Annotated in this window: 15 protein-coding genes; 10 read left to right on the plus strand and 5 right to left on the minus strand. The window is 41.8% G+C overall.

All coding sequences use genetic code 11. The features are described 5' to 3' along the window. The first annotated feature begins 186 nt into the window (after window positions 1-186). From thrA to thrC, 3 genes are read left to right on the plus strand one after another with little or no spacing between them, the layout of a single operon-like run. On the plus strand, window positions 187-2,646 hold the full coding sequence (thrA, locus tag EES38_RS11775; RefSeq protein ID WP_124937394.1) for a bifunctional aspartate kinase/homoserine dehydrogenase I: 2,460 nt from the start codon (window positions 187-189) through the stop codon (window positions 2,644-2,646). A gap of 4 nt (window positions 2,647-2,650) precedes the next feature. Then, window positions 2,651-3,622 (plus strand): homoserine kinase, encoded by a 972-nt coding sequence (thrB, locus tag EES38_RS11780; RefSeq protein ID WP_124937395.1) that lies wholly within the window; start codon window positions 2,651-2,653, stop codon window positions 3,620-3,622. Then, a complete protein-coding gene (gene thrC, locus EES38_RS11785; protein ID WP_124937396.1) occupies window positions 3,619-4,902 on the plus strand; it encodes a threonine synthase in 1,284 nt (427 codons plus the stop codon). The genes thrB and thrC overlap by 4 nt, the downstream gene beginning before the upstream one ends. 64 nt (window positions 4,903-4,966) lie before the next feature. On the opposite strand, the gene grcA is transcribed toward thrC, so the two are convergent. Continuing rightward, window positions 4,967-5,344 (minus strand): autonomous glycyl radical cofactor GrcA, encoded by a 378-nt coding sequence (gene grcA, locus EES38_RS11790; protein WP_124937397.1) that lies wholly within the window; start codon window positions 5,342-5,344, stop codon window positions 4,967-4,969. Between the two features lie 318 nt (window positions 5,345-5,662). Between grcA and nfo the strand changes: the two genes are divergently transcribed. From nfo to EES38_RS11805, 4 genes are all read left to right on the plus strand, one after another. Further along, complete coding sequence (nfo, locus tag EES38_RS11795) at window positions 5,663-6,532, plus strand: deoxyribonuclease IV (protein WP_124937398.1); 870 nt, start codon at window positions 5,663-5,665, stop codon at window positions 6,530-6,532. A 106-nt stretch (window positions 6,533-6,638) separates the two neighbouring features. Then, window positions 6,639-6,761, plus strand: coding sequence for a hypothetical protein (locus tag EES38_RS22620; RefSeq protein WP_279432215.1), 123 nt, complete (start codon window positions 6,639-6,641; stop codon window positions 6,759-6,761). A 78-nt stretch (window positions 6,762-6,839) separates the two neighbouring features. Continuing rightward, window positions 6,840-7,523, plus strand: a complete 684-nt coding sequence (ung, locus tag EES38_RS11800; RefSeq protein WP_124937399.1) for a uracil-DNA glycosylase — start codon at window positions 6,840-6,842, stop codon at window positions 7,521-7,523. An 83-nt stretch (window positions 7,524-7,606) separates the two neighbouring features. Further along, a complete protein-coding gene (locus EES38_RS11805; protein WP_124937499.1) occupies window positions 7,607-8,161 on the plus strand; it encodes a hemerythrin domain-containing protein in 555 nt (184 codons plus the stop codon). A 72-nt stretch (window positions 8,162-8,233) separates the two neighbouring features. On the opposite strand, the gene EES38_RS11810 is transcribed toward EES38_RS11805, so the two are convergent. Continuing rightward, window positions 8,234-8,413: a DUF3545 family protein gene (locus tag EES38_RS11810; RefSeq protein ID WP_124937400.1), complete on the minus strand. Its 180-nt coding sequence runs from the start codon at window positions 8,411-8,413 to the stop codon at window positions 8,234-8,236. Window positions 8,414-9,079: 666 nt separating this feature from the next. On the opposite strand from EES38_RS11810, the gene EES38_RS11815 reads away from it, so the two are divergent. The 3 genes from EES38_RS11815 to EES38_RS11825 all read left to right on the plus strand — a co-directional run bounded on the left by EES38_RS11815 (window position 9,080) and on the right by EES38_RS11825 (window position 12,176). Then, window positions 9,080-10,510: an alanine/glycine:cation symporter family protein gene (locus EES38_RS11815; RefSeq protein ID WP_124937401.1), complete on the plus strand. Its 1,431-nt coding sequence runs from the start codon at window positions 9,080-9,082 to the stop codon at window positions 10,508-10,510. 104 nt (window positions 10,511-10,614) lie between these two features. Next, window positions 10,615-11,388, plus strand: a complete 774-nt coding sequence (yaaA, locus tag EES38_RS11820) for a peroxide stress protein YaaA (RefSeq protein ID WP_124937402.1) — start codon at window positions 10,615-10,617, stop codon at window positions 11,386-11,388. A 14-nt stretch (window positions 11,389-11,402) separates the two neighbouring features. Next, a complete protein-coding gene (locus EES38_RS11825) occupies window positions 11,403-12,176 on the plus strand; it encodes a TatD family hydrolase (RefSeq protein WP_124937403.1) in 774 nt (257 codons plus the stop codon). Between the two features lie 25 nt (window positions 12,177-12,201). Here EES38_RS11825 and EES38_RS11830 read toward each other — a convergent pair whose 3' ends face one another. Genes EES38_RS11830 through EES38_RS11840 form a run of 3 tightly spaced genes read right to left on the minus strand, consistent with a single transcriptional unit; the run spans window position 12,202 to window position 15,838 of the window. Further along, the gene (locus EES38_RS11830; protein WP_124937404.1) at window positions 12,202-13,167 is read right to left on the minus strand and encodes an ABC transporter permease; all 966 of its coding nucleotides are present in this window, start codon (window positions 13,165-13,167) and stop codon (window positions 12,202-12,204) included. Window positions 13,168-13,169: 2 nt separating this feature from the next. After that, the gene (locus tag EES38_RS11835; RefSeq protein WP_124937405.1) at window positions 13,170-14,282 is read right to left on the minus strand and encodes an ABC transporter permease; all 1,113 of its coding nucleotides are present in this window, start codon (window positions 14,280-14,282) and stop codon (window positions 13,170-13,172) included. Beyond that, window positions 14,279-15,838, minus strand: coding sequence for an ABC transporter ATP-binding protein (locus EES38_RS11840; RefSeq protein WP_124937406.1), 1,560 nt, complete (start codon window positions 15,836-15,838; stop codon window positions 14,279-14,281). The genes EES38_RS11835 and EES38_RS11840 overlap by 4 nt, the downstream gene beginning before the upstream one ends. Window positions 15,839-15,879 lie beyond the last annotated feature (41 nt).

A 15,879-nucleotide genomic window follows, 5' to 3' on the forward strand; every position in this document is an offset into this window, starting at 1 on the left:
CAAAACGAATAAAATAGTGAATTTGTAAATGAACGCATACTGCCCATTAGTAATGATTACCACCATTATTATTACCGACATTACGAGTGTTGGGGCAGGCTGCTGAGCGAAATTTTTAGAATTAAGGGCCTGTATCCAACAAGATGCAGGCCCTTTTTTTATACCTATGATGTATTGGAGGAAGGGATGCGTGTATTAAAGTTCGGTGGTTCGTCATTAGCTGATGCCGACCGGTTCTTAAGAGCTGCGCAAATTGTGGCAAACAATGCCAAGCAAGAAGAGGTTTCTGTTGTCTTATCTGCGCCAGGTAAAACAACAAATAAACTTGTTGCAATAATTGAGTCTGCTTTAAAAAATGGTGAATCAGAGGTGCAAATTGAGGAGCTTCAAACCTCATTTGATCAATTGTTTGCAGGAATTAAGCAAGAGTTACCAACGATTGATGGTACTGCATTCCAGGAGACAGTCACCAAGTCTCTTTCTACTCTACGTCAATTTGTTCACGGTATCGGCCTATTAGGTATGTGCCCTGATAATGTCAATGCAAGAATTATCAGTAAGGGCGAGAGAATCTCTATTCAGTTAATGAAAGCGGTTCTGGAAGCTAAGGGGCAAAAAGCACATCTCATAGATCCTACCGAATATCTTTATGCACAAGGTAATCACTTGGAAGCGATGGTTGATGTCGATATTTCGACTGAAAATTTCAAACGTAACCCTTTACCAAGTGAGCATGTTATTATCATGCCTGGTTTTACTGCTGGGAATGATAAGGGTGAGTTAGTCTGTCTTGGTCGTAACGGCTCAGATTACTCAGCGGCCGTACTTGCAGCTTGTCTACGTGCTGATTGCTGCGAGATCTGGACTGATGTTGATGGCGTTTATAACTGTGATCCACGATTAGTTCATGATGCCCGCTTACTGAAATCATTGAGTTATCAGGAAGCAATGGAATTATCTTATTTCGGTGCTTCTGTTCTTCATCCTAAAACTATAGCTCCAATTGCCCGCTTCCAAATTCCTTGTCTAATCAAAAACAGCTTTAACCCTCAAGGTCCAGGTACGCTCATCGGTCAGGATACTGGCGAAGATAATCTGCCAATTAAAGGCATTACAACGCTGAATAACCTGACAATGGTCAATGTGTCCGGTCCGGGTATGAAAGGTATGGTTGGCATGGCAAGCCGCGTATTTGGTGCAATGTCTTCCGCTGGTGTATCTATTGTTTTAATTACACAATCGTCTTCTGAATACTCAATCAGCTTCTGTATTGAAGCCCAGGACAAAGCTAAAGCCGAACAAACGTTATCTGAGGCTTTCGAACTCGAGTTGAAAGATGGCATTCTTGAGCCAGTTGATTTCATCGATCATGTTGCGATTGTAACCTTGGTGGGTGATGGCATGAGAACTGCCAGTGGTATTGCATCGCAGTTCTTCCGTTCTCTTGCTGAAGTTCATGTGAACATCGTTGCTATTGCTCAGGGTTCTTCCGAGCGTGCAATCTCCGCTGTGATTTCTGAAGATAAGATCTCAGAAGCTATCAAAGCGTGTCACGAGAACTTATTCAACGCTAAACACCATTTAGACGTATTTGTTGTTGGTGTTGGTGGTGTCGGTGGTGAACTTATCGACCAAATCTCACGTCAGCAGCCTAAATTAGCTGCGAAAGGGATTATTATCCGCGTGTGCGGTCTTGCAAACAGCAAAGGACTGCTTCTAGATGCGGAAGGCTTACCGCTAGATAATTGGCGTGATCGTCTTGGCGGGGTTACTGAAGAGTTCAGTCTTGCAAGACTCATCGCGTTGGTTCAACGCAACCATATTATCAACCCTGTCTTGGTTGATTGTACGTCTAGTGATGAGATTGCTAATCAGTATGCTGATTTTATCTCAGCAGGTTTCCACGTTGTGACACCAAACAAAAAAGCGAATACTGCGAGTATGGCTTACTATCAGCAACTGCGTGATGTAGCTCGTCGTTCTCGTCGTCGCTTGATGTATGAAACAACAGTTGGCGCTGGCTTGCCTGTTATCGAAAACCTGCAAAATCTGATCGCAGCAGGGGACGAGCTAGAGAGATTTAATGGAATTCTTTCTGGTTCCTTATCATTTATCTTTGGTAAATTAGATGAAGGCTTAACATTAAGCCAGGCGACTCAAATCGCAAAAGACAAAGGGTTCACAGAGCCAGATCCTCGTGACGATTTATCTGGTATGGACGTTGCGCGTAAGCTGCTTATTCTTGCCCGTGAAGCAGGTATGAAATTAGAGCTTTCTGATGTTGATGTTGAATTAGCGCTGCCACCAGGATTCGATGCGAGTGGCTCTGTCGAAGATTTTATGGATCGACTTCCTGCAGCTGACGCCTATTTCTCTGAACTTTTAGCTGAAGCACAGAAAGAAGGTAAAGTTCTTCGTTACGTCGGTGAAATTGCTGAGGGTAAATGCCGAGTTAAAATCGCTCAGGTTGATGAAAATAACCCTATGTTTAAAATCAAGGATGGAGAAAACGCATTAGCTTTCTATAGCCGTTACTATCAGCCAATACCATTGGTATTGCGTGGTTATGGTGCAGGTACAGAAGTAACTGCTGCAGGTGTTTTTGCGGATGTAATGCGTACGCTAGGATGGAAATTAGGGGCGTAATAGAATGAATGAACAGAATTCAGGTGTCGTGGTTTATGCACCGGCTTCAATCGGTAATGTGAGTGTTGGTTTTGATGTTTTGGGGGCCGCAGTGTCCCCGATCGATGGCACTCTGTTAGGTGATCGTGTTGAAGTAAAAAGTAGTAATACCGAGTATTCATTAAACCTTGCTGGCCATTTTGTATCCAAGCTACCTTCGGATCCAAAAGAAAACATTGTTTATGATTGCTGGGTAGTGTTTAAGCGTGAACTAGAGAAAAAAGGTGGCAAGCTTTTACCTCTTGAAATGACGCTCGAAAAGAACATGCCTATTGGCTCTGGGCTTGGCTCAAGCGCTTGCTCTATTGTTGCCGCATTAGATGCGTTGAATCAGTTCCATAATAACCCTTTGAGTGAGATGGAGCTGCTGGCTCTTATGGGTGAGATGGAAGGTAAAATATCTGGTGGAATTCACTATGATAACGTCGCACCTTGTTATTTAGGTGGCTTGCAGCTTATGCTGGAAGAACTGGGGATCATTAGTCAGGAAGTACCTTGCTTTGATGAGTGGTATTGGGTCATGGCGTATCCAGGAATCAAAGTATCGACTGCTGAAGCCAGAGCAATTCTTCCATCTCAATATCGTCGCCAAGATGTGATAGCTCACGGCCGTCACTTGGCTGGATTTATCCATGCTTGTCATTCAAATCAGCCGGAATTAGCCGCTAAACTGATTAAAGACGTGATCGCAGAACCATATCGTGAGAAACTTCTGCCTGGTTTTGCAAACGCCCGCAGCTATGCTGCATCTGCAGGTGCTTTAACGACTGGTATTTCAGGTAGCGGTCCGACATTATTCAGTATCTGCAAAGAAAAAGATGTCGCTGAGCGAGTAGCTCGGTGGTTAGAACAGAATTATGTACAGAACGAAGAAGGGTTCGTCCATATTTGTCGTTTAGATAAACAAGGATCGAAACTGACAGGAAGTGAGCTATGAAGCTTTACAATATAAAAGAGAATGATGAACAAGTATCTTTCGGCCAGGCTGTCCGTCAAGGATTAGGTCGAAATCAGGGATTATTTTTTCCAGCAGAATTGCCTAAGTTTGATGATATTGATGCCCTGCTAGCGGAAGACTTTACTGCACGCAGTGCCAAGATTTTATCAGCGTTGATTGGTGATGAGCTACCTGCAGAAAAAGTATCTGAAATGGTCAATGAAGCGTTTCAGTTCCCAGCTCCGATTAATAAAGTAAAAGATGGCGTATACGCACTTGAGCTGTTCCATGGACCAACATTGGCTTTCAAAGATTTTGGTGGCCGCTTTATGGCTCAATCTTTAGCTGCTGTATCCAATGGTGGAAAAATCACGATCTTAACAGCAACATCTGGTGACACTGGTGCTGCTGTCGCTCATGCGTTCTATGGCATGGAAGACATCAATGTTGTGATTCTTTACCCGAAAGGAAAAATTAGCCGCCTGCAGGAAAAACTGTTCTGTACTCTGGGTAAAAATATTCATACTGTCGCTATCAATAGTGATTTCGATGCGTGTCAGTCTCTAGTTAAGCAAGCATTTGATGATCAAGAGTTGCGTGAAGAAATTGGATTGAACTCAGCCAACTCGATCAACATTAGCCGTCTGATGGCTCAGATTTGCTACTACTTCGAAGCCGCATCTCAAATGAGCAAAGCAGAACGCGAAAATTTGGTCGTGTCTGTTCCAAGTGGTAACTTCGGTAACTTGACTGCTGGTTTGTTGGCGAAAGCTCTTGGTTTACCAATCAAGCGCTTCATCGCGGCGACTAATGTGAACGATACTGTGCCACGCTACCTTGAAACAGGTAAGTGGGAGCCAAAACAGACAATTGCCACAACATCAAACGCGATGGATGTGAGTCAGCCAAATAACTGGCCTCGAATCGAAGAACTGTGTTCTATTAAGAACTGGGGTTTAGATACGTTAGGTAAAGGTGCTGTTACAGATCAAGAAAGTGCTGCTTCTGTAAAAGAACTGAATGATCTTGGCTATTTATGTGAACCGCATGGTGCAATCGCTTATCGTGTATTGAATGAACAACTTCAAGATGGTGAAACAGGTCTGTTCCTGTGTACAGCTCATCCGGCTAAGTTTAAAGAAGTGGTTGATGATATTCTTGGTACGGATATAGAACTGCCAGGTCCACTGGCAAAACATGCTGCAATGGAGTTGTTGTCTGAAGCTCTAGATAATGATTTTGATGCGTTAAAAGCTGTATTACGTAAAGTACAGAAATAAGCTTTAATCGAAAGTAAAAATGGCGCTTATAGCGCCATTTTTTATGTCTAAATCTCTATTTAAATTACATTGTCTCTGTAAAAGTACGAGCAATCACATCACGTTGTTGTTCTGGAGTTAGAGAGTTAAAGCGTACAGCATAACCAGAAACACGAATGGTTAACTGTGGGTATTTTTCTGGATTCTCAACCGCATCAAGAAGAGTTTCGCGTTTTAATACGTTAACATTTAGGTGCTGACCACCTTCAATGCGAGGTGCTGTTTCAATTGCTAAATCACGGCTCTCGTATTCGCCAAGATCGCTGACAGAGATGATTTGGTTCTCTTCAAAACCAGCTTCAGCAGCAACACAACGTGCTTCGTTTTTTTCTGTATCAAGAAGCCAGATTGAGTTAACTAAGTTATCATTTGCTGATTTAGTAATTTGAATACCTTGAATCATTATGAACTCCTAATCCTTAATGGAATTGATTGGTGTTAATTTTCAATATTGCTGACGTACACATTATATAGCAAATAACCTTAGTTTTAATATTGATTTATGTCAAAAAACTACATTTTTTATTGGCTTTGCACAAGCTCTGCTTTTGATTGATATCAATAAAGTATTGTTATTATTACGTGCTACAGTTTATTTTAATTTATAAAATCTATTTTAATGATTGTTTTGGTGTAATTTTACTACATTTTCGTCGGAAAAAATGATTCAACATTTATAACGTGTTGAAGAACCATTACGAATGTAACTCAGAGAGATCAAATGCAAAAAGCGGTTAACAGAAGTTTAGAAAAATGGGTTGGCGCACATGTATCGGCGGCTGGAGGCGTTGAAAATGCACCATTAAGAGCTCATGAAATTGGAGCAAGTGCATTTGCCTTATTTACAAAAAACCAGAGGCAGTGGAATGTAAAGCCATTAGATGAGAAAAGCATTCGGGCCTTTAAAGCCAATTGCCATAAATATGGATTTTCCTCTGAGAAAATCTTACCACATGACTCCTATCTTATTAACCTAGGCAGCCCTGAACCGGAGAAACTGGCAAAATCTCGCCATGCTTTTTATGATGAGATGGAAAGGTGTAATCAGCTTGGTTTAACACTTCTTAATTTCCATCCAGGAAGTCATCTCAATAAAGTCAGTGAAAAAGCCTGTCTGGAAACTATTGCTGAGTCCATTAACTTGGCTCATCAAAAGGTTGATAATGTTGTTGCTGTTATTGAAAACACCGCTGGTCAGGGATCAAACCTTGGCTTTCATTTTGATCATCTCGCCTTTTTGATTGAGCAAGTAGAAGATAAAAAAAGGGTCGGAATTTGCCTCGATACGTGTCATTTATTTGCCGCTGGGTACGATCTTTCAAGCTTTGATGCTTGTGATAAAACATTTGAAGATTTTTCAAAAACAGTTGGTATGCACTATTTAAGGGCAATGCATTTAAATGATTCAAAGATCCCTCTTGGCGGTCGAGTTGATAGGCACCATTCACTAGGTAAAGGTGAAATTGGTTTAGAATGCTTTGAGTTTATAGGGAGAGACCAGAGATTTAATGGTATTCCTTTGATTCTGGAGACAATAGATCCGGATCTTTGGCCAGCAGAAATTGATCTAATACAATCTTTTCATTCATAGTGAAAATAATTTTTTAATTGTTGATAAGTTGGCATCGTTTTTTCATATCATTATATGAGAAAAGATTATTAGCTCATTTATGTCTATATGAATATCGGAGGTCATTATGTCTTTCAGTAAAACAACCTGCACTGCCAGTCGTCCTGCACCTCGTATGCCGATGCCAAATCGACATATTAATGGTCAGGGTCACCACAGAGCACCACAAAAACCAAATCATAACCACTGATTTAATACAGAAAACTCATGTTATGTCATAGGGTTTGTCGGTAAAATAGTCTTAAAGCAAACAATTTAGGATCGTTTTATGACAAACCTAACTACATGGCATGATGTTATTGGTGCAGAAAAAGAGCAACCGTACTTCCAGCAGATAATGGCTTTTGTTGAGTCCGAGCGTAACAAAGGTAAGATCATTTATCCGGCTGCGAGGGACGTTTTTAATGCGTTCCGTTTTACGGAGTTTTCTGATATCAAAGTCGTGATTCTAGGTCAGGATCCTTATCATGGTCCTAATCAGGCTCACGGCTTGTGTTTTTCTGTACTTCCTAACGTTAAAACTCCCCCTTCCTTAGTCAATATGTACAAAGAACTCGCCAGTGATATCGACGAATTTCAAATTCCGAATCATGGCTATTTACAAAGTTGGGCTGAACAAGGTGTATTATTACTTAATACCGTATTAACAGTAGAGCAGGGGCAGGCTCACTCTCATGCTAATTGTGGATGGGAAACCTTCACAGATAAAGTCATAGCAACTATTAATGAGAGTAGAGAAAACGTGGTTTTTTTGCTGTGGGGAGCTCACGCACAAAAGAAAGGTCGGATTATTGATAAGTCGAAACATCATGTCTTGATGGCACCCCATCCATCGCCATTGTCTGCGCATCGTGGATTTTTGGGCTGTGGGCACTTTTCTAAAACTAATCAAATCCTTGTGCAGCAGGGGCTGACACCAATTGATTGGCAACCCAAACTAGGCGACATTTAAATAGCGTTTTTTCGACTAGAGTCAAAGCAGCTTGAAGTAAGATCTTATACAATCCGTTTAGTACAATGCATTGGAGAAGCATGATGATGATAGAACGGATTAGGCGTGAACATGGTTATATGACTCGTTTGCTTGCTATTTTACGGAATCAGCTCCAGAGATTGCAGAATGAAGAAAATGTGAATTACAGTTTGGTGAAAGAGATTGTAGATTACCTTTCTTCTCACTCTGAAGCTATTCATCACCCTAAAGAGGATTTAATTTATTACTACTTCATGGAGAAGTATGGTAGTGATAAAAATATTTCGGATCTTGCTAATGATCATGTCGAGTTATCTGAAAGAACTCATCGATTTTTAGAGATCGTTGAGATGATTCTTCAGGATGCTATCGTTCCTCAAGAAGTATTTTTAGAGCAGCTTTCTGATTTTATTGTGTCACAGAAACAGCATTTAGATTTAGAAGAAAGAGAAATCATTCCACTCGTGAATAAAACATTTGTTGTGGAAGATTGGCAATACCTCGAAAAACAGTGGTTAAAAAATGAAGATGACCCTGTCTTTGGCGATACGATTGCTGAACAATATAAACAGTTAGCAGCCAGGGTGCGTCAAGATAAGCAAGAAGAAAATGCTTAAATCCGCCAATGGCTTTATTCAGTAGAAAATAAAAAAGGCTCAAAAATATATTCTGAGCCTTTTTTATATGAATTAAATTTTTAGATCATCGATGTCTAAGCAGACATCCATCTCGAGAAGCTCCTGTTCTAGCCTACGTCTATCCCGAATCTCTTCGATTTCTCGCCACATCCTTTTGGACGGTTTAGAGCGTTGTGCACGAATTTTATTTATTTCTTTTTCGAGAAGTTCTACAAGGTGTAAATCATCCATAATTTAGCCTCTTTTAGCCATTGCCAACATTTTTGACAGCCGAATAGATAACACGATTTCAATAAGAGTAACTTTGAATTGTTTCTCAAATGTTTCTATTCAATGACAGATTTTTTATATTTCAATAGCTCTATCACAAATTTTAGAGACGCTATTAGAATAAAAAATCATCATCTAAAGCCATCGGTACCAGGATTTATCCAGAATATTTGTTAAATTAATTAACCTTTACTTGGCGAATTATTAAACAGAACATTCTGAACCTAATTAAGTTAGAAGAACGTGCTCTTCACAACCTATTAATGCTGTCCTAACTCTTAATCCATGAATCCTCTTCACAATGGGATGCAATCTGAGAATCGCTTTTTTTTTGTTTTTTGTAAAGAGTATTTTTTAAATTTTTGTATATTAATTGTTAAATAACTATGGTTTTAAGTACTATCGTGTAACATGGTTCGTATGGCGTATCCACAATCCTGTGTTGATTTTTCGTCTGTTCGATAGCATTATCCACGCCCAAAGATAAGTTAAACTCGCCTTTATTTTTTATATTTAACAAATGATAGCAATATCCTCTTAATGATGAGAGATGATAGGCAGCAAGGACGCAATGAGTTATATGCTATGTAACGGATGATGTTATTTAGATAGCCACCAGAGGTTCTTGTGACTGATTTAATCAATTTAATGAATGATCTTCTTTGGGGATCAATTCTTGTATATCTTCTTGTCGGTGTCGGAATTTACTTTACGTTTCGACTCGGTTTTATTCAGGTTCGTCACTTTGGCCATATGTTCAAAGTGTTAAAAAACTCTCGTAAATCGGATAAAGCCGGTATCTCTTCTTTTCAAGCATTGTGTACTAGTCTAGCGGCACGAGTTGGTACCGGTAATATGGCTGGTGTGGCCGTAGCACTAACTGCTGGTGGACCTGGTGCCATTTTTTGGATGTGGGTGACGGCTATGGTTGGAATGGCCACGTCATTCGCTGAGAGTACTCTCGCTCAATTGTATAAAACCAAAGATAAAGACGGTAATTATCGTGGTGGTCCTGCCTACTATATGGAGAAAGGGCTGGGTATGCGTTGGATGGGAATTCTATTTTCCATCTTTCTTATGATCGCGTTTGGTTTGGTATTTAACGCAGTACAAGCAAACTCTATTACTAACGCTCTAAATACGGCATTTGGCTTTGAGCCGCTCTATATTGGCATTGGCATCATGATTCTGTCGGCGTTCGTTATTTTTGGAGGTATCCGTAAGATAGCGCGTACAGCGGAGTTAGTCGTACCGTTTATGGCTTTAGTTTATTTAGCGATAGCATTATTTGTGCTTATTACTAATATCGATAAGCTTCCTGCTGTTATTTCCCTTATCGTCAAAAGCGCATTTGGTTTCCAGGAAGCGGCTGCTGGTGGATTAGGTTATATGGTTGCTCAGGCTATGATCAATGGGGTTAAACGAGGACTTTTCTCCAATGAAGCCGGAATGGGTTCTGCTCCGAACGCTGCTGCGTCGGCAACCCCTTATCCTCCGCATCCAGCGTCTCAGGGATATGTACAGATGCTCGGTGTATTCATTGATACTATCGTAATTTGCTCGTGTACTGTGGCGATTATTCTGATGTCAGGCGAGTACGTTCCTCATGGTGAAATTACAGGTATTGAGCTAACGCAGCGAGCTTTAAATGCTCAGGTCGGTGATTGGGGAGCAGTCTTCATTGCGCTGGCAATATTCTTCTTTGCATTTACCTCAATCATTGCGAATTACTCCTATGCGGAGACTAATCTTGTGTTCCTCGAGCATAATAACAAAAAAGGGTTAGCGCTATTCCGCCTAGTCTTTTTGGCTATGGTTCTATTTGGCTCAGTTGCAACGCTTCCAACCGTTTGGTCTTTAGCGGATGTTTCTATGGGACTGATGGCTATCGTTAACTTGGTCGCGATCATTTTGCTTTCTGGCATCGTTGTGAAACTTGCTAAAGATTACAATCAGCAGTTGAAACAAGGGAAAGTGCCGACATTTGATGTGAATGACTATCCAGAGTTAAAGTCGCAACTCGAAGATGGGGTATGGGATCGTTCCAAGTCCTCTTAATAGAGCAAATCAATAGGATAGATAGGAAGAGCCATGCAGACAATGCATGGCTTTTTTTGTACTCTTATATAAATCAAAATAATACGGTTACAGGAATTAAAGTCATGCTTATTGTCGTATCTCCAGCAAAAACACTCGATTACGAATCGCCTTTGGCGACAAAAGAGTTCACTTACCCTGAGCTTGTGGAAGACTCTAAAGAGCTTATCGAAGTATGTCGTAAACTCTCTCCTGCCGATATTGCATCACTGATGAAAGTGAGTGATAAAATTGCGGGTCTAAACGCAGCTCGATTTGAGCAATGGAGTGAGACATTTACTTTAGACAATTCGCGTCAGGCTATTTTGGCTTTTAAAGGTGATGTGTATACCGGATTAGAAGCGGAAACATTTTCAGAGCAAAACTTTAATTATGCGCAGGGTCATCTTCGAATGCTTTCAGGTCTATATGGCTTACTTAAACCTCTGGATCTCATGCAACCCTATCGGCTAGAAATGGGTACAAAGTTAGGCAATCCTCGTGGCTCCAATCTCTATCAATTCTGGGGCAATATCATTACTGATAAAATCAATGCGGCTATGGCTGATGTTGATACATCTACTCTGGTTAATTTAGCATCCAACGAGTATTTTAAGTCAGTTAAACCCGCAAAAGTAAAAGGTAATATCATCACCCCCGTATTTAAAGACTGTAAAAAGGGTCAGTACAAAGTTATTAGTTTTTATGCTAAAAAAGCGCGGGGCATGATGGCTCGTTATATCATTGAAAATGAGATCAACGATGTCGAAAAGTTAAAGCAGTTTGATACTGCTGGATATTATTTTGTCGAATCTGAGTCGTCCGATAAAGAACTCGTTTTCTACCGTGAAGAGCAATAACGGATATATTTGCCTTGATTGATACTCACTGCCATTTTGATTTTGATGTGTTTAATCAGAGTTTTGAGAAGGAACTGCAGTACGCTCAAAATGTGGGTGTGGAAAAGATTGTTGTTCCTTCTATCGGCCCGCAGAATTGGGACAGAGTCTATTCACTGGCAACCCAATACGCGGGCCAAGTCTATGGTGCATTCGGAATTCATCCCTATTTTCTTGATAATATCACCGACAGTGATCTTGACTCCTTGAGTTCTTGGCTAGACCAATATCGCAAACATTGTGTTGCGATTGGGGAATGTGGGCTAGATGCGATGGTCGAAACGCCATATGAGCGCCAATTAGATATCTTCTCCACTCAAATTGAATTGGCCGTTAAGCATCAGTTACCGGTTATAGTCCACAGTCGCAAGATGCACTCTCAAGTGGCAAAAGTGTTGCGACAATTCCCCAATTTAATTGGTGGAGTAGTACATGGTTTTTCTGGCAGTTATCAGCAGGCTATGGAACTAGTCGATCTGGGAATGAAGATTGGTGTTGGGGGGACGATTACCTATCTCCGAGCCAATAAAACACGTCAATGTATTAGTCAGCTTCCTTTGGAATGTCTTGTGTTGGAAACTGACGCTCCAGATATGCCCTTATATGGAAGGCAAGGTAAACCAAACCATCCTAAGTATCTCCCTGAGGTATTAGTCGCATTACAGAATTTGAGAAGTGAAGAGCCGGAGATTGTTGCTCAGGCTCTGTGGCAAAACAGTGTCGATTTATTCCAATTTTCAGTGAAATAAAAGGGTGCTCTCGCACCCTTTATCATTACTCTCTCTCTTTGGTGTAAGGAACACCAATTGCTTTTGGAGCGATAGCTTTACCGATAAAGCCCGCAAGCAGAAAAACAGTAAGTATGTAAGGCATAGCCTCGATTGCTTGAACTGGAATGGCAATGCCTCCAATGCTTACACCTTGCAGTCGGATTGCTAACGCGTCTAGGAAACCGAAAAGTAAACAGGCTCCCATTGCAGTAAATGGACGCCACTTACCAAAAATCAAAGCCGCTAGCGCCATATAGCCTTTCCCTGCGCTCATATTAGGAAGGAATTGTGCTGTTTGTCCAACAGAGAGGTAAACTCCGCCTAATCCGACCAAGATGCCGCAAATAACCATAGCGCCGTAACGCATTCCCACCACGGATATCCCAGCCGTATCAACCGCAGCAGGTGATTCCCCTACGGCTCTTAGGCGCAAGCCAAATCGAGTGTTAAACAACACATACCAAGAAAGCGGTACAGCAATAAAAGCCACGTATTCAATGATAGAGTGACCACTGATGAGCTCTGAATACAGTAAACCAATCACCGGTACGTCTTGAATAGCATCCGCTCCAGGAAGGGTAATTGGCGCGAATCGTGCGGCACCAGACAGAGAGGGCGTTTGTCCTCCTTGATGGAACCAATAGCGGCCCAACGTCACCGTAAGGCCAGCGGCTAAAATATTAATTGCCATACCACTGACCACCTGGTCTCCTCGGTGAGTGATACTGGCAAAGCCGTGAATTAGGGCCAAAAGAACTGATATTGCCACACCTGCGCATAACCCTATCCAGGCTGAACCTGTCGTGTGTGCAACGGCAGCGCCAGCGAAAGCAGACGCAAGAAGTTTACCCTCAAGCGCAATATTGACTACTCCTGAGCGCTCACTAAACATGCCTGCTAACGCTGCAAGCATTAGTGGAGCTGCAACTCGGATAGTGGCATCCAGCATAACGATAATTGTCTCAAACATCGTTAGGCCTCCTGTTTTTTGCTAGACGAAAATATTCGTAGATAAAATGTTTCGAGTGAAGGGCGGAACATATGCTCCAGCGCACCACAAAATAGAATAACCAGCCCTTGAAGTACCACGACAATATTGCGATCGACGCCATATTCAAAACTTAACTCAGCGCCTCCCTGATAAAGAAAACCAAACAGTAAACTGGCAAGGAATACACCGACAGGATGGTTACGTCCCATTAAAGCGACTGCAATTCCTGTAAAACCGAAACCTTCAACAAAGTTAAGCTTGATTTGATGCAATTCACCCTGAAGAACGTTGATACCAAAAAATCCGCTCAGCATGCCCGAAATCAACATAGTAATGATGATGATTTTTACGTAGCTAATACCAGCGTAGGAGGCCGCAGACGCATTGGCTCCAATGGAGCGAATTTCATATCCCCAACGGGTGTGCCAGATAAATAGCCATACGAATACACAGCACAATAAAGCGAAGATAAAACTGATATTGAGTGGGCTTGATGCGAGCTCGATACCAAATACACCAAGGATTTCATGAATTTTAGGTAGCCAACTTGAGGCGGCGAAAACACGGCTTTCCGTTGCCATGGTATTTTCTGGCTTGAAAATATCGACGAGTAAATACGCCATTAAAGAGGCGGCAATGAAGTTAAACATGATCGTGGTAATAACGATATGAGAACCTCGTTTGGCTTGCAGGTAGGCGGGAATAAAGGCCCATGCCGCACCAAATGCACCGCCTGCAATAACCGCAGCAGGAAAAACGATATACCAGGGAGCGTAATCGCCCAATGTCAGACAGACAATTCCAACACCAAGACCACCAATATAAGCCTGTCCTTCGGCTCCGATATTAAATAATCCTGCATGGTATGCAACAGCGACAGCAAGGCCGGTAAAAATAAACCCTGTTGTATAGTAGAGTGTATAGCCGATTCCTTCTGCATAGCCAAAAGCACCGGTCCACATGACTTTGACTGCGTCTATCGGATTAATATCAATGTAGAGAAACAATAACGCGGATACTAAGAAAGCGACGCCTATATTGACAGCTGATAGCAAGCCAATCGATACCCAAGCTGGTACTTTTGCCTGACTCATGATTTCACCTCCGGATTCACAAGGTGGTCTGGAACAATATTCGCCATCATTAGACCCAGTGTTTTTTCATCAGCTTGGGATGCATCGATTTCACCAACAATATCTCCGTCAAATACGACAATAATTCGATCCGCAAGGGATAGAATCTCATCAAGTTCAACAGAAACGAGCAATACAGCTTTGCCTGCGTCTCTGCTAGCAATAATCTGTTTGTGTATATACTCAATTGCACCGATATCGACGCCTCGTGTTGGCTGACCGATGAGTAACACGTCTGGGTTTTCTTCCATTTCTCGTGCTATGACAAGCTTCTGCTGGTTACCACCGGAAAAGTTTGCAGTTTTAAGGTGAATATCGGCGGGGCGAACATCCCATTTATCCATGTTCTTTTGGCAGCTTTCTGCGATGGCTGTTTTGTTCTGGAGCCAGCCATTATTGTATTTATCCAGATGATGGTAACCAAGAATGTAGGCTTCTTGTGCTTCAAACTTGTTGATTAATCCTTGTTTATGACGATCTTCGGGTATGTGTCCAACGCCCATGGATCTCACTTGGCGTGGATCCGCTGGAAACTCAGAGGATATGGTGTGTCCGTTGAGTTCAATGGAACCTGAAGTCGGCTTGAGTATGCCTGAGAGTAATCCCAGTATTTCTGATTGCCCATTTCCGGATACGCCTGCAATGCCAACGAGTTCGCCTTCGCGTACAGAGAAACTAATGTCTTTTACACGTGTAACACCGCTACTGTCTACGTAGCGAAGTTTCTCGACTTTTATTCTTTCCTGCTTGGGATTAGCGGGTTGCTTATCGACTTTTAGACGAACTTTTCTGCCGACCATAAGTTCAGCAAGCTCTTCTCTATTTGTTGTAGATGTTGCGACATGAGCGACCATCTGTCCTTGGCGCATAACCGAAATATTATCTGTTATGGCTAGGACTTCACGCAGTTTATGCGTGATGATCATGACTGTTGTCCCTTGCTTGCGTAACTTATCTAAAATAGCGAAAAGGTGATCGGCCTCTTGTGGCGTTAATACGCCTGTAGGCTCGTCAAGAATTAGGATATTAGCACCACGGTAAAGTGCTTTAAGGATTTCTACTCGTTGCTGAAGTCCGACAGGTAGTTCACCAACAATCGCATCCAGAGGAACATCTAGGCCATAGTCTTTTTCTAATTGCTGTAATTTTTTACGAGCGGCGGATAAGCTATTTTTTAGCTTCCAGCCCTGTTCTGCGCCGAGAACAATGTTTTCCAAAACGGTAAAGGTATCAACTAACATAAAATGTTGATGGACCATACCGATACCAGCATTGATTGCAGCCTGAGAATCCGATGGCTGATAAGGATTGCTATCCACCAGCATTGTTCCTGTATCGGGTTGATAGAACCCATAAATGATACTCATCAATGTTGATTTACCAGCGCCATTTTCACCAATTATTCCGTGAATAGTGCCTTTCGGTACTTTTAGATCTATTTCTTTGTTTGCATGCACAGCACCAAATCGTTTATCGATTTTGCTGAGTTCTATGGCGTATTGAGTCGTCCGGGTCACATTTATATCCTGAACATATATTCAAAATGAAATTGGTAAAA

The organism is Vibrio viridaestus, from assembly GCF_003856525.1.
In the GTDB taxonomy this organism is placed as follows: domain Bacteria; phylum Pseudomonadota; class Gammaproteobacteria; order Enterobacterales; family Vibrionaceae; genus Vibrio; species Vibrio viridaestus.

What these genes read in the sequence shown, in the direction of transcription:
- thrA (WP_124937394.1), top strand. Translation starts at nt 187, where the DNA reads ATGCGTGTATTAAAGTTCGGTGGTTCGTCATTAGCTGATGCCGACCGG.
- thrB (WP_124937395.1), top strand. Translation starts at nt 2,651, where the DNA reads ATGAATGAACAGAATTCAGGTGTCGTGGTTTATGCACCGGCTTCAATC.
- thrC (WP_124937396.1), top strand. Translation starts at nt 3,619, where the DNA reads ATGAAGCTTTACAATATAAAAGAGAATGATGAACAAGTATCTTTCGGC.
- grcA (WP_124937397.1), bottom strand. Translation starts at nt 5,344, where the DNA reads ATGATTCAAGGTATTCAAATTACTAAATCAGCAAATGATAACTTAGTT.
- nfo (WP_124937398.1), top strand. Translation starts at nt 5,663, where the DNA reads ATGCAAAAAGCGGTTAACAGAAGTTTAGAAAAATGGGTTGGCGCACAT.
- EES38_RS22620 (WP_279432215.1), top strand. Translation starts at nt 6,639, where the DNA reads ATGTCTTTCAGTAAAACAACCTGCACTGCCAGTCGTCCTGCACCTCGT.
- ung (WP_124937399.1), top strand. Translation starts at nt 6,840, where the DNA reads ATGACAAACCTAACTACATGGCATGATGTTATTGGTGCAGAAAAAGAG.
- EES38_RS11805 (WP_124937499.1), top strand. Translation starts at nt 7,607, where the DNA reads ATGATGATAGAACGGATTAGGCGTGAACATGGTTATATGACTCGTTTG.
- EES38_RS11810 (WP_124937400.1), bottom strand. Translation starts at nt 8,413, where the DNA reads ATGGATGATTTACACCTTGTAGAACTTCTCGAAAAAGAAATAAATAAA.
- yaaA (WP_124937402.1), top strand. Translation starts at nt 10,615, where the DNA reads ATGCTTATTGTCGTATCTCCAGCAAAAACACTCGATTACGAATCGCCT.
- EES38_RS11830 (WP_124937404.1), bottom strand. Translation starts at nt 13,167, where the DNA reads ATGTTTGAGACAATTATCGTTATGCTGGATGCCACTATCCGAGTTGCA.
- EES38_RS11835 (WP_124937405.1), bottom strand. Translation starts at nt 14,282, where the DNA reads ATGAGTCAGGCAAAAGTACCAGCTTGGGTATCGATTGGCTTGCTATCA.